This is a genomic window from Streptomyces sp. NPDC053474, from assembly GCF_044544845.1.
GTDB lineage: Bacteria > Actinomycetota > Actinomycetes > Streptomycetales > Streptomycetaceae > Streptomyces.
On the sequence record NZ_JBITXV010000015.1, the window covers coordinates 220,710 to 234,095 of the forward strand.

11 protein-coding genes and 1 tRNA gene are annotated in these 13,386 nt (G+C 70.2%); 6 read left to right on the forward strand and 6 right to left on the reverse strand.

The window, feature by feature from the left end; translation table 11 throughout:
- Window positions 1-83: 83 nt before the first annotated feature.
- Both argB and argJ read right to left on the reverse strand, forming a co-directional pair.
- Window positions 84-995 carry an acetylglutamate kinase gene (argB, locus tag ACIG3E_RS31425; protein ID WP_399622956.1) on the reverse strand — a complete coding sequence of 304 codons (912 nt, stop codon included), beginning with the start codon at window positions 993-995 and terminating at the stop codon, window positions 84-86.
- Window positions 992-2,146: a bifunctional glutamate N-acetyltransferase/amino-acid acetyltransferase ArgJ gene (gene argJ, locus ACIG3E_RS31430; RefSeq protein WP_399622957.1), complete on the reverse strand. Its 1,155-nt coding sequence runs from the start codon at window positions 2,144-2,146 to the stop codon at window positions 992-994. Before argJ ends, argB begins: the two co-directional genes overlap by 4 nt.
- A 683-nt stretch (window positions 2,147-2,829) precedes the next feature.
- Between argJ and ACIG3E_RS31435 the strand changes: the two genes are divergently transcribed.
- Window positions 2,830-3,054: an MbtH family protein gene (locus tag ACIG3E_RS31435; protein ID WP_138962850.1), complete on the forward strand. Its 225-nt coding sequence runs from the start codon at window positions 2,830-2,832 to the stop codon at window positions 3,052-3,054.
- A 211-nt stretch (window positions 3,055-3,265) separates the two neighbouring features.
- Here ACIG3E_RS31435 and ACIG3E_RS31440 read toward each other — a convergent pair whose 3' ends face one another.
- Window positions 3,266-4,591: a lysine N(6)-hydroxylase/L-ornithine N(5)-oxygenase family protein gene (locus ACIG3E_RS31440; RefSeq protein ID WP_399622958.1), complete on the reverse strand. Its 1,326-nt coding sequence runs from the start codon at window positions 4,589-4,591 to the stop codon at window positions 3,266-3,268.
- Between the two features lie 388 nt (window positions 4,592-4,979).
- Between ACIG3E_RS31440 and ACIG3E_RS31445 the strand changes: the two genes are divergently transcribed.
- Window positions 4,980-5,624 carry an FMN-binding negative transcriptional regulator gene (locus ACIG3E_RS31445; protein ID WP_399622959.1) on the forward strand — a complete coding sequence of 215 codons (645 nt, stop codon included), beginning with the start codon at window positions 4,980-4,982 and terminating at the stop codon, window positions 5,622-5,624.
- A gap of 258 nt (window positions 5,625-5,882) precedes the next feature.
- Here ACIG3E_RS31445 and ACIG3E_RS31450 read toward each other — a convergent pair whose 3' ends face one another.
- On the reverse strand, window positions 5,883-6,572 hold the full coding sequence (locus ACIG3E_RS31450; RefSeq protein WP_030688264.1) for an LmbU family transcriptional regulator: 690 nt from the start codon (window positions 6,570-6,572) through the stop codon (window positions 5,883-5,885).
- Between the two features lie 1,335 nt (window positions 6,573-7,907).
- Here ACIG3E_RS31450 and ACIG3E_RS31455 point away from each other — a divergent pair.
- The gene (locus ACIG3E_RS31455; protein ID WP_399622960.1) at window positions 7,908-9,131 is read left to right on the forward strand and encodes an IS701 family transposase; all 1,224 of its coding nucleotides are present in this window, start codon (window positions 7,908-7,910) and stop codon (window positions 9,129-9,131) included.
- 513 nt (window positions 9,132-9,644) lie between these two features.
- On the opposite strand, the gene ACIG3E_RS31460 is transcribed toward ACIG3E_RS31455, so the two are convergent.
- Window positions 9,645-10,208, reverse strand: coding sequence for a hypothetical protein (locus ACIG3E_RS31460; protein WP_399622961.1), 564 nt, complete (start codon window positions 10,206-10,208; stop codon window positions 9,645-9,647).
- Between the two features lie 252 nt (window positions 10,209-10,460).
- On the opposite strand from ACIG3E_RS31460, the gene ACIG3E_RS31465 reads away from it, so the two are divergent.
- Complete coding sequence (locus ACIG3E_RS31465) at window positions 10,461-11,252, forward strand: VOC family protein (protein WP_399622962.1); 792 nt, start codon at window positions 10,461-10,463, stop codon at window positions 11,250-11,252.
- 138 nt (window positions 11,253-11,390) lie between these two features.
- Here the strand turns inward: ACIG3E_RS31465 and ACIG3E_RS31470 are convergent.
- Window positions 11,391-11,467, reverse strand: a tRNA-Pro gene (locus ACIG3E_RS31470).
- A gap of 125 nt (window positions 11,468-11,592) precedes the next feature.
- Here ACIG3E_RS31470 and ACIG3E_RS31475 point away from each other — a divergent pair.
- The gene (locus ACIG3E_RS31475; RefSeq protein WP_399622963.1) at window positions 11,593-12,315 is read left to right on the forward strand and encodes a transketolase; all 723 of its coding nucleotides are present in this window, start codon (window positions 11,593-11,595) and stop codon (window positions 12,313-12,315) included.
- A gap of 51 nt (window positions 12,316-12,366) precedes the next feature.
- Window positions 12,367-13,281: a transketolase gene (locus ACIG3E_RS31480; protein WP_399622964.1), complete on the forward strand. Its 915-nt coding sequence runs from the start codon at window positions 12,367-12,369 to the stop codon at window positions 13,279-13,281.
- The last annotated feature ends 105 nt before the right edge of the window (window positions 13,282-13,386 follow it).

The window sequence follows — 13,386 nt, forward strand, 5'->3', positions numbered from 1 at the left end:
GGCCGCGCCCGTCGCGGCCCTCGTGCGGCGGCGCCCGTCGCCCCGGGTCGCGGGGGCGGGTCGCCGTCGTCCTTCGGCCCCGATCATCGCAAGCCCTCCTCGATGTCCGGCATGACGAGGGTGCCGATCTCCTCGCGCGTGAACATCTCCAGGAGCACCGAGTGCTGGACGCGGCCGTCTATCACGCGCGCGCTGCCCACGCCGTTGCGGACCGCGTGCAGGCACCCGGCCATCTTCGGCACCATGCCGTCGTGCAGATCGGGCAGGATCTTCTCCAGCTCGCTCGCGCTGAGCCTGCTGATGACCTCGTCGCTGTCCGGCCAGTCCCGGTACAGGCCCTCGACGTCGGTGAGGAACACCAGCGTGTGCGCGTTGAGGGCGGCGGCGACCCCGGCGGCGGCGGTGTCGGCGTTCACGTTGTAGACGTACTCGTCGTCGACGCTGCGGGCGATGGGCGAGATCACCGGGATGCGGCCGTCGTCGAGCAGCGCCTCGACCGCGCCGGGGTTGACCCCGACGATTTCGCCGACCCGGCCGATGTCGACGCGCTCGCCGTCCTCGTTCTTCGGCCGGTGCTTGGTCGCCGTGATGGTGTCGGCGTCCTCGCCGGTCAGGCCGACGGCGAGCGGTCCGTGCTGGTTGATGAGCCCGACGAGCTCGCGCTGCACCTGTCCGGCGAGGACCATGCGGACGACGTCCATGGCCTCCGGCGAGGTGACCCGCAGGCCCTCCTTGAACTCGCTCGGGATGCCGTGCAGCCGCAGCGCGGCGCTGATCTGGGGGCCGCCGCCGTGGACGACGACGGGCTTGAGCCCGGCGTGCCGCAGGAAGACGACGTCGTGGGCGAAGGCGGCCTTCAGCTCGTCGTCGACCATGGCGTTGCCGCCGAACTTGATGACGCAGATCTTGCCTTGGTGGCGGTTCAGCCAGGGCAGCGCGTCCATCACGGACTGCGCCTTCACCAGTGCGGGGTGTTCGTGGGTGGCGCTCCTCATGACGAGTACGCGCTGTTCTCGTGGACGTACTCGGCCGTCAGGTCGTTCGCCCACAGGGTGGCCGCCTCGGTGCCCGCCGCGAGGTCCGCGGTGATGACGACCTCACGGCCGCTCATGTCCACGCCGTCGCGGTCCGCGCCGATCGAACCGTCCTTGCAGACCCACACGCCGTTGATGGCGACGTTCAGCCGGTCGGGCTCGAAGGCGGCGCCGGTGGTGCCGATGGCCGACAGGACGCGGCCCCAGTTGGGATCCTCGCCGTGGATGGCGCACTTGAGGAGGTTGTTGCGGGCGATGGACCGCCCGGCCTCCACCGCGTCGTCCTCGGTGGCCGCGTTGACCACGTCGATGCGGATGTCCTTGCTGGCGCCCTCGGCGTCGCCGATCAACTGCCTGGCCAGGTCCTCGCACACGGCGCGGACCGCCTCGGCGAACGCGGCGTAGCCCGGGGTCTTCCCGGAGGCGCCGGACGCGAGCAGCAGCACGGTGTCGTTGGTGGACATGCAGCCGTCGGAGTCGACCCGGTCGAAGGTGAGCCGGGTCGCCTCGCGCAGCGCCCGGTCCAGGGTCTTGCGCTCCAGGTCGGCGTCCGTGGTGAGGACGACCAGCATGGTGGCGAGGCCCGGGGCGAGCATGCCCGCGCCCTTGGCCATGCCGCCGACGGTCCAGCCCTCGCCCTCGAAGACGGCCGTCTTGTGCACGCTGTCGGTCGTCTTGATGGCGATGGCGGCCTGCTCGCCGCCGTCCTGCGACAGGGCGGCCGCCGCGGTCTCGACGCCCGGCAGGAGCCGGTCCATCGGAAGCCGGGTGCCGATGAGTCCGGTGGAGGCCACCGCGACCTCTCCGGCGCGGTGCCCTTCGAGGACCTCGGCGACCTTCTCGGCCGTGGCCCGCGTGTCCTGGAATCCGGGTGCGCCCGTGCAGGCGTTGGCCCCGCCGGAATTGAGGATGACGGCGCTCACGGTGCCGCCCCTGATGACCTGTTCGCTCCACACCACGGGGGCGGCCTTCACCCGGTTCGCGGTGAAGACACCGGCTGCGGCCCGGCACGGGCCGTTGTTCACGACGAGGGCCAGATCAGGATTTCCATTGCTTTTGATTCCGGCCGCGACGCCTGCGGCCGAAAAACCTCGTGGTGCCGTGACGCTCATGGCTCTGCTTCTCCTCAAGCGGAAGTTCCCGGCTTCCCGGGAAGGCCGAGGGGGGCCATTGGCAAGGGCGTCGACCACGGCCCTGACATTGCCTGGTCGACGCCGCCCCATTCCTCGATTCTGACGACTCCGACGGCTCGGCGTCGAAACTCAACAACGTGCTGCCGGTTCCTTTGCGTTGCCCGCCCGCTGACTGGTCGCGCGGCTCGCCGACGGGCTTCGGGGAAGTGCGCGGAGCGTCGGGCGGGACCGACCGGCGGCTCGCAACAAACTACCCGCGATTCCGGCGCGCGGCACCGGTGCGCTGTCCTGTCCACAGGACGTGCGGCGAGCGGCGGGTGCCATAGCGGCGGCGGCCCCGCCGGTCTCCGTAGTGGTGGGGGCCGGGGCGGTCCGGATTCGCGCCTGACTTTTCACCCCGGCGTCGATACGGATTTCCCGTCGGCGCAGTATCGTCCCGGGACGGTCCCCGGCAATTCCCCGGAGACGGGCGGATCTGGACGCCGGGGCCGCAGCGAACGACAATGGCGGAGCCGGTACCCGGCCCGCGGACGGCTTGGCCGCGGCGGCGGGCCCCGGCCCGCCGGGGGGTTTCTCCTTCGCCGGTGCACCGCGGCAGACGGATTCCGCGGGGCCCGAGGACCTGTCCGGCCGGTGACCAGACCTTTCGAATTGGAGTGACTATGAGCAGCAACCCGTTCGACGACGCGGACGGCCGGTTCTACATCCTGGTGAACGACGAGGAGCAGCACTCGCTGTGGCCGTCCTTCGCCGAGGTGCCCGCCGGCTGGCGGGTCACGTTCGGTGAGGCGAGCCGCCAGGAGTGCCTGGACTACGTGGAGCAGAACTGGACCGACCTGCGTCCCAAGAGCCTCCGCGACGCCATGGCGGCGGACAAGGCTGCGTGACGCGCTCCGCGCACCCCTGAGGGCCCCGACGCCGGGAACGGTGCCGGGGCCCTCTCGTCTGCCCCTCGGCTGCCCCTTGTCCGCCCTGACCGGGTCCGCGCCGGGCACCGACGACCCCGTACCCGTATTCCTCTTCGTACGCGTACGGCCCGCCAGCCGGAGGGCTGACGGGCCGCGGTGCGGAGCGGGTGCGGAGGGACCCTGCGGGCGCCTAGGCCTCGCTGCCGACCCGGGCCGGCTCGGCGCGGCGCTCGACGATGGAGTCGGCGATCTCACCGCTGCGGATGGCGATGTTCGACAGGAGCGACGAGGTCAGGCCGTGGGTGTGCTCGGTGCCGCCCTGGAGGTAGATGCCGCAGGACAGACCTGGCTCGGTGACCACGCGGTAGTCGCGCTCCACCTGGTGGCGGCCCTGCGCGTCGCGGCGGCAGAGGCGGTCGAGGTCGCCGAGCAGGTTCGTGGGGTCCATGCCCTCGTAGCCGGTGGCGAAGACGAGCGCGTCGACGTCGATCTCCTGCTGGGCCTCGCCGCCCAGCAGCGAGTGCAGCACGACGCGGGTGTCGCCGCCGGAGCGCTTCACTTCCTTGACCCGGGTCAGGTTCAGGAAGTGCAGGCGCTTCTCGCCCGCGACCTCTTCCTCGTAGGAGCGCCGGAACAGCTCACGGATCACGTCGTCGTCGACGACGGAGTAGTTCGTGTTCTTGTGGTAGCGCCAGAACGCGTCACGCGTCGTCTCGCTGCCGAAGTAGTAGTGGTCGACCGCGTCCGGGTCGAACACCTGGTTGGCGAAGGGCGTGTCGTCGGCCACGGAGTAGCCGTACGACGGGAGGATCGCCGACACCTGCGCGTGCGGCAGCATGTCGTGCAGGTACTTGGTGATCTCGGCCGCGCTCTGCCCGGCGCCGACCACCGCCACGTTCCGCAGCTCCTGCGGGTCCATCCGGCCGTACTTCGCCAGGAACTCCGAGCTGTGCCAGACGCGTTCGTCGCGCTCCATGCCCTCGGGCATGCGCGGCACGAGGCCCGTCGAGACGGCGACGTTGTGGGCCCGCACGACGCGGGCCGCGCCGCTCGCGGTGTCCCGGACCGTGATTTCGAGATACTGCTCGGGGCCCGTTCCCGCGTCCTCGGGAAGGCGGATGTCGGTGACTTCCGAGTTGTAGGTGACGCGGTCGCTGAAGTTCGACTCGGCCCATTCCAGGTACTGGTGGAACTCCTGGCGGGTCGGGAAGAAGTCCTGGTTGTTCACGAACTGCACGAGGCGGTTCGAGGCGTGCAGGTACGACACGAAGCTGTACCGCGACACGGGATTACGGAAAGTGGCCAGGTCCTTCAGGAACGAAATCTGCATCGTCGCCTGGGGAAGCAGCATGTTGCGGTGCCAGCCGAAGGCCGCCTGGCGCTCGAAGAAGGCGGCCTTGACCGGCCGGCCCGACGCGTTGTTCTGGTGTTCCTCCAGGGCGATGGCCAGGGACAGGTTGGACGGGCCGAACCCGATGCCAACGATGTCGTATATCTCGTGTTCACGAGTACCCATAGATAATCTCCCGCTGGTGTAGCTTCGACAGGGACTTCCGCGTAATCGCTGAGGTTTCAGTGCTGCGGTTGCCCGAGAGGACCTCGGCCGGAAATGCTGTCAACTGTCGTTTCTGAAGTGCGGCTGATGGTCTCGAACATCTCGACCGGTGGTCCGGAAGAACACGCATTGAGTATTGCGCTGGAGAACACCGCCACGCCAACTTAGAGGGGCCGGGCGGACCTTTCAAGAGGCCCCGGCGGCCGCGGCTGGCCGGGCACCGCTGTCCCGTCGACAGGACAGCCGAGCCGCTCGTCCCCAATTCGGGTCGTGCCACGCGAAGCGTGGGTAACGTCGGCGACTTGGCGCGCCGCACCGTGAGTGATTTCAACGAAAGGGTGAGCTCCGGATGTTTGTTCCGAGCCAGTACCGCCAACCGGACAGTTCATGGATGGTTGACCTGATCCACGGCAATCCCCTGGCCCTGTTCGTGAGCAACGGCACCGCGGAAGCGGGTCCGTTCGCCACGCATCTGCCGGTAATCCGGGATCCGGAGTGGAACGGGGAATGGTCCGATGACCTCTCGGGCGGCCGGCTGCTCGGCCATATGAACCGGGCGAACCCGCACTGGAAGGCGCTCGAGTCGGGCACCGTGAACCTGCTGACGTTCACCGGACCGCACGGCTACGTTTCCCCGACGGTCTACGACGTGACGCCGGCCGCGCCGACATGGAACTTCACCTCCGTCCATGTGCACGGCGTCGTCGAGAAGATCGAGGGCATCGAGAACACCCTGGACGTCGTGAAGGCGACGGTGCGGGCCTATGAAGGCGCCTTCGGTGACGGCTGGGACATGTCCGAATCGTTGGAGTACTTCCGGAAGATCGTGCCCGCCGTGGGCGCCTTCCAATTCAGGGTGACCAGCGCCGAGGGCATGTTCAAGCTCAGCCAGGAGCAGCCGGACGAGGTGCAGGAGCGGGTGCGCCGTTCGTTCGGCGAGCGTGAGTGCACCCGGTACCAGGCGACGGCGAGCCTCATGAGCAAGCTGCCCTGAGGTTCCGCCCCCGAAATACGGCCGACGGTACGGGCAGCGCCCGCCACACTCACGGGCCCGAGGGGCCCGTACCGTCGGCACCCACCGCCGCGCACGGGAGTCGCGCGCACGACGTGAGACGTGCGCGCGACCTGTACGCGGCTGTCGGGTGCGGTCAGCCATGGCACCACGGCTGACCGCACCCGACAGCGTCGGCGCACGCGCGTAGGGCCCGCACCCTCCCGGGTGCGGGCCCTACGCGCGTGGTGGTGCGTCGGATCAGGCGCTGATGCCCGCCTTCTCCTGCTCCTCTTCCTCCTCCAGGGCGCGCTCGGCGGCGTTGTCGAGCGTCGCGAGCACCCACTGTTCGAAGTCGATGCCCGACTGCTCGGCGGCCTTGTGCCACCACTGGAGCCGACTGCCCGGCACCGCGAGGCGCCGCATCGTCTCAGGGGTCGGCGTGCCGTCGCGCACCTCGTCCTCGCGCGCCATGCGGATCGCGCTGCGCAGCTGCTTGGTGGTCCACTGCAGCTGCTCCGCGCGGTCGAGCCACAGCTCCTGCTCGTCGACCGGCAGGGACGCCAGTTCGGCGTGGTGCTGGAAGCTCAGCGCCGCGCGCCGACGGCTGAAGTCGAAACGCCGCGAAACCCACGCGTAGTTGCGCAGCGTCTGGTACTGCAGCCCCGCCGCGCGAATTCCGCGCTGATAGCGGTCGGTGTAGTGGTCCTTGCCGTATACCAGCCAGTCCCCCAGCCACCAGGAAGAGGAGTTCACAATCCCGGAGAGCTGGCGTCCGGCCCGCTCCCAGTCCTCGAAGGTCAGCCCGGCGGGCATTTGGAGGCCCACCTTCGTCGTCAGTACCTGGCCACGACGCTCGTCCACTCGGCGCTGCCGCGGGACGGAATTCGCGTTTCTACGGAACAGCACAACCTTCGAGCCCTCGAGGTCGCTGACCTGGTTCGTCATCATGCCTCCATGTGAATGAACTTCGAACGAACGCGGGCATAACGGACCGCGTTCGATCGGGAAAAAGCCATGCGGGCTTGGCAGCCATGTCCAAGATCCCCTGGGGATCGGTCGCCGTCGCACAACGCGAGGCACAGGCATGCCAATCGATCACAGCCGATCGGCCGGATGAAAGCTCGTTCGAGCCGCTCTCCGCGGCAGGTCGTCATCGTTCCGTCGACGGACGGATGGACCTGTCGGGGTGGCCACGCGCGCATCCCGCCGTCAGGCAGCCTCTAGCCGAGGCGGCCTCCGGCGCTGAGCACGGGCAGGTCCGGCCGTTCGGCGCACCCTTCAAGGCTGCGCGGAAGGCATTCAGTCGGCATGTGTGTGGATACGTACATCAACTACTCGCCCCGTTCAACTACTCGCCCCGTTCGCCTGGACCACTCCGTTCCATCCCGTCGGTCCCGACGTGTCCCCCGTCGGTCCCGACGACCCGGATTCGCAGTGGTCTCTTCCAAAGGCCTACCCGAGTAGAACCCGGCACCTGTTGGAGATTCAAGGAAGAGGCCGTCGCTCGTCGCGACTTTTCGAAGTTCGAACAAGCTAGCCCAACTTCGCTATCCCTGTCATGGGTGGCGTGGATCTCTCCGCGGCACTCGCGGGGACCGCATTGGCGATTATCTTCCGCCAGTCAAGGCAAGAATTGAGCCAAATCCACGACGGGCAAACAGTTGCACACGAGAAGGGGGCACACGGGAGGACGGGGCGAGTCCTCAAGTTTGCTGGCTCAGCCATGGCAAACAGTGCCGACCCTCACCACTTGTGCGCTGTAGCGGAATCTCGGGCTCGTCAGGGAACACTAGCATTATCCATACGGATTCTTAACGCCCTTAACGCGATCCCTGGCGTCACCGCGCCACCGGCGCCCGCCGAGAGCAACTACGAGAAGGGTCATGCGGAGTTCGAGCTCTCCGGCGACCCGGGAGGTGAAAGGGGGGAAGCGGAGCGCGGCGGAGGCGCCCGGGCGATCGCCCGATGTCGGAATCATGAATTCCGCCGCGCGGGCGAGGGTGGCCAGGACCAGTGGAATCGGCAAGCGACATTCCGCCCGGCTCGTGACCGGGGCGGCCGTCGACCGCGCGACACCGCGGCGGAGGGCTCGGGCGCGGGCGGTCCGCCGACGTGCCGAGTGCCCCGAAGAGGCGTCTACGCCCCAATTTGCAGCCGTGGTTGTCACATCTGTCACGCCCGCAGCAAGATGGTGCGCGGCGCTCTCGGATCCTAGACTCAACGCTCGGCAGCCGCCGCTCAGGGATGTCCGGGAGGGATTGCAACATGGTTGTGCCCTGCGCATTGCCACTATCGACTCCGGTCAGCGAGGTACCCGACCCCCATCTCGCGTCACCTTTCAGCGACTTCACCGACCAGGTCTTCCAGAACCTGCGCCGCGCGGACCAGCGCCGCTGGGCCGGCGCCTATCTGGCGGGGCTGCTCATCACTCCCGGCAAGAAGTCGGTGCGCCGCCTGGCCGGAGCCGTCTCGGCCTCTCCCACCGCGGTGCAGTCCCTGCGCCAGTTCGTGAGCCTCAGCCCCTGGGACTGGGAGCCGGTGATGCACGAGCTGACCCGCTGGGCGGAGGGCCACGGACCCGCTCCCACCTGGGCGATCGGCCGTGCGGTGCTGCCCAAGCGCGGCGACCGCTCCGTGGGCGTGCACCGCTACTTCGACCCGGCCACCGGCCGCACCCTCAACTGCCAGCTCGGTCTCGGCGCGTTCCTCTGCATCGGTGCCCTCCAGGTCCCGGTCGAATGGCGGCTGCTGCTGCCCGCTGCCTGGACCGAGGACCCGCAGCTGCGCCGCCGCGCCCGGATCCCCGACGAGGTGTCCCACCGCCCGCTGTGGGCGCAGGCCCTGGACCTGGTCGACACCCTGGAGGCCAGGACCGAGCCGACGACCGCGCCGGTGGTCGCCGACATGAGCGACGACCCCGACGTCGCGCTCTTCCTGCGCGGTCTCAGCCTGCGCGCCCGCGACTTCGTCGTCGCCGTCCCCCCGCACCTGAAGGTCCTGCCCGTCGGCGAGCGCACCCCCAACGGCCCGGAGCCGGTCAGCGCGCGGACCCATGTCTCGCAGGGCAACACCGAGACCGTCCTGGTGACCGCCCCGGACGGCCGCCAGCAGGAGCTGATGGTCCAGTCGATCCTGGTACGGATGCCGGGTGCGCGGGCCGGGGCCACCCCGGAATACCCCTATAGGCTCTTCACCGAAGTGCTCCCCGAAGGCGGCCAAGGGGTCATGTGGCTCACCAGCCTCACGCATCGCCGCCTCGACAACGTTGCCTCACTGGCCACGCGTCGTCACGGCACCACCGCGGCCGTCGCGGGCATGGAGCGGCACTTCGGCCTCCTCGACTTCGAGGGCCGTTCGTTCCCCGGCTGGTATCACCACATGACCTTGGTTTCGGCCGCGTACACGTATCAGCGGCTCACGCATCGGCCCGTCCCGCGACACCTTCCGTGCTGCCCGACGCCCCTGCCGCAGAACGGCCGGGAACGGTTGCACTTGGCGGACCGCTAGCCCTCCTCGCGGTCCGCTCGCCGCCTTCCCGTTTCCGTTCGTTAAGTGGAATTTCCCGGTGGCCACGTTGACAGCGTTGCCCCTCTAACGCCACGTTCCGCTCCGCAATTGAAGCCCCGCTCAAGGACATATGCGCGTACGCCGAACACCGAACTCGGCGCAGCGGAGCGGCATACGACGGCGCCTCGATGGATATGCCTCAGTGCGGGGCCTGGCCGAAATGGGAGCATGGCGTCGGCAGTTCACGGAGAAGCCACTCCGCGATGACGCGGGAGAGCCCGGCGGATTTCCGAACAAGGGCGCCGCGCGGCCGAGTTCACAGGAACGGCGTGCATAATCAGTGCACCGGCCCACGCCGGAAGGGTGCGGCCCTGGAAACCGCCGGGGGAGGTCGGTCTCCAGGGCCGCTGGATCGGTCCGCCGCGCGGCAGCACAGCGGGCCGAAGCTTCTAGGGACGCGGCCCGTGCCGGGGTCGAACCGGGCACGGTACCGCTCGGCCGCGCGTCACCGGGTCAGTTCACCCAGCCCGTGAAGCGCTGGGCGCTCGCCGGAGCGCCGTGCGGGACGCGCCGGTCGGCCCGACGGCCGCGGTCGTCGTGCTCCAGCGTCGCGGACACCGCCCGGACCAGCCAGGCGTTGACCGACAGTTGCTCCCGGCCCGCGGCCTCCTCGATCCTCGCCTTGAGGTGCTCCGGCGGCCGGAAGTTGATGCGTGATGTCGCCCCCTCGTCCCCGTTCGCCGTCAGTGGCGCCAGTGACACCAAGGATGGCACCACACCCGTGTGCCCACGGTCGTGGTCCCGGTCGTCCTCCCCACCGAAGAAACGGTCCTGCGGGGGCAGCTTGACCACGAAGGTCGGATCCAGGCCGCGCAGGCGGATCTCGACGGACCCCGGCGCCATGTCGCGGGTGATCTCGTCCACGGCGGTCGACAAGGCATCGAGCAGCGTGAGTCGTACGGCGGAAGCCAGCGGTGCGACCAGCCGTCCCGCGAGGTCGCGCGTCTCCTCGTCGCCCGCCTCGACCGCCGCGGCGAGCTCCTGCCGCAGATGGTCGACGTACCGCGTGAGTTCCATGGCGCCATCGTCGCACCATTGTGGCACCACGCGCAAGCTTTCGAATCATTGCACTGGGGAGGCGGCCGGTGCCCGGCGCTCCGCCGGTGGCCCGTCCCCGGCCGTGTGCAGGGCACACACACGTCCCGGCCGTTGGCCGGTTGTCGCTCCTGGGCCTAGCGTGGAGGGGAGCGCGGGCTGCGGGCGCGGGGCGCGCCGCCTCGCGCCCGGAGCGCGCTGTCCCATCCCAGGGGGGCGGGAGGTCGGAGCACCATGTCCACGAACCCTGAGGGCACCCCGTGCTGGGCGGACGCCATGTTCCCCGACATCGGGGCGGCCAAGGACTTCTACGGCGAACTGTTCGGCTGGACCTTCGCGGAGGGGTCGGCCGAGTTCGGCGGCTATACGCAGGCGTACAAGGACGGCAAGGCCGCGGCGGCGGTGATGCCGCAGATGCCGGACATGGCCGGGCAGCCGCCCGCCTGGAACCTGTACTTCGAGACGCCGGACATCGCCGCCGCCGCGGGCAGGATCCGCGACCACGGCGGCACCCTCGTGATGGAGCCGATGCCCGTCGGCGACTTCGGCACCATGACCACGGCGCAGGATCCGAGCGGCGTGTACTTCAGCGTGTGGCAGCCGGGCAGCCACCGGGGCTTCGAGCTCGTGGGCGCCCCGGGCGCGTTCTGCTGGGCGGAGGTCACGACGCGGGAGGCGGAGAAGGCGGACGCCTTCTTCCCCGCGGTCTTCCCCTTCGAGGTCAAGCGCATGGAGGACGAGCACGTCGACTTCCACGTCTGGCAGCTCGAAGGGCGGCCGGTCGTGGGGCGCATGAAGATGCCGCCGGAGGCGCCGGCCGAGGTGCCGCCGCACGTGAACGTGTACTTCGGCGTCGACGACTGCGACGCGGCCGTGGACCTGGTGAAGCGGAGCGGGGGCCGACTGCTCTTCGGGCCGATGTCCTCGCCGTTCGGCCGCTTCGCGACGGTGGCCGATCCGCAGGGTGCCGCGTTCTCCGTCATCGACCTGGCGACGACCGAGGGCGAGATGCCGAAGCTGACGTGACGCGCGCCACGCGCGGCGCCCGGCCGGGGCGCTACCGCCTTGGCGGGCCCTGGCCCGGCGCCGCGGGCACGACAAGCGGGCACGACAAAAGGCCGCTTCCGCATCGCTGCGAAAACGGCCTTCGACCCGCTGTGAAGCTGGTCGGGACGACAGGATTTGAACCTGCGACCCCTTGACCCCCAGTCAAGTGCGCTACCAAGCTGCGCCACGTCCCGTTACCCGCTGACCTGGGCTTTCCCCTGGCCGAACGCGCACCGAAACCATACCGCACTCCGGCCGATGATCGCTCCCACCTTTCCTCCTTGACTTCAAGCCTGCTTGAGGTTGCAGGCTCGTCGGCATGACGACGACAACGGCACGCACCTACACGTACGCGGACCTCCCCGGCCTGATGGGCCTGATGACGGGCGACGAGAAGCACGGCCCCGCGGCGACGTCCACGCTCGACGCGCTCTGGGTCCTCTACGACCGTGTGCTGCGGGTCACACCCGAGGGCGTGGACGACCCGGGGCGCGACCGCTTCCTGCTGTCCAAGGGCCACGGGCCGATGGCCTACTACGCGGTCCTCGCCGCCAAGGGCTTCCTGCCCGTGGACTGGCTGGAGGGCTTCGGCGGGTACGACTCACCGCTCGGGCACCACCCGGACCGGGTCCTCGTGCCGGGCGCCGAGATCGGCAGCGGCTCCCTGGGGCACGGCCTGCCCCTCGCGGTCGGCACCGCCCTCGGCCTGACGGCGCGCGGGCTCACGGACCCGCACGTGTGGGTGCTCGTCGGGGACGCCGAGCTGGACGAGGGCAGCAACCACGAGGCCATCGCCTACGCCGGGCCCGCGGGCCTGGAGCGGCTGCACACGCTCGTGATCGACAACGCCTCCGCCACCTACGCGCGCCCCGGCGGCATCGCCGCCCGCTTCGAGGCCGCGGGCTGGTCCGCCGTGACCGTCGACGGCCGTGACCACGACGCCCTGTACGCGGCCTTCACCGCGCCGCACCCGGGGCGCCCGCACGTGGTCGTGGCCCGCGTCGAGCCCAAGGAGTTCGCGGGCGAGCCCAAGTCCGCCTGACCCCCGCGCCACCGCCCCGCACCCGCCCCCTCCCGGAAGGACCCCTCCCCCATGGACACCATGCGAGACCGTTTCGCCCCCGTCATGTCCCGGCTGCTCGACGAGGACCCGCGCGTCGCCGTCGTCCTCGCCGAGATCGGCGTCGACGCCTTCAAGGACGCGATGCGCGCACACCCGGACCGGGTGATCAACGTCGGGATCCGCGAGCAGCTGCTCGTGGGCGCGGGCGCGGGCCTGGCGCTCGCGGGCCTCAGGCCCGTCGTGCACACCTTCGCGAGCTTCCTCGTGGAGCGGCCCTTCGAGCAGATCAAGCTCGACTTCGGGCACCAGGGCGTGGGCGGGGTCCTCGTCAGCGCGGCGGCGTCCTTCGACTGGCCCGAGGGCGGCTTCACGCACATGGCGCCGGGCGACGTCGGGGTCCTCGACACCCTGGACGGCTGGGCCGTGCACGTCCCGGGCCACCCGGACGAGGCCGAGGTGCTCCTGCGGCACGCCGTGGGCCCGGGGGCCGGGGCGGCACCCGCGGACGACAAGGCCTACGTACGGCTGTCCACGCAGTCCAACGCGGCGCCGATGCCCGTGGACGGCAGGCGCTTCCTCACCGTGCGCGAGGGGCGCGGGGGCGTCGTCGTCGCCGTCGGGCCGCTGCTCGACCACGTCCTCGCGGCGACGGAGGGCCTCGACGTCACCGTCCTGTACGCGACGACGGTGCGGCCCTTCGACGGGGACGCGCTGCGCCGGGCCGTCGGGGCGGGCACCGCCGACGTCGTCCTCGTCGAGCCCTACCTCGCCGGGACGTCGACGGCCGCCGCGAACGACGCGCTCGTCGATGTGCCGCACCGGGTCCTGGGGCTCGGCGTCGGCCGGGCCGAGCTGCGGCGCTACGGCCGCCAGGACGAGCACCTCCGCGCCCACGGCCTGGACCCGGCCTCCCTACGCGCCCGCGTCACCGGCTTCCTGGCCTGACCTCGCGGGGCGCCCCTGACCCGCCCCTTCCCGATCCGGGGGCTCCGCCCCCGTGCCCCCGTTTTTCGGCGCTCCGCGCCTCGTCCTCAAACGCCGGACGGGCTG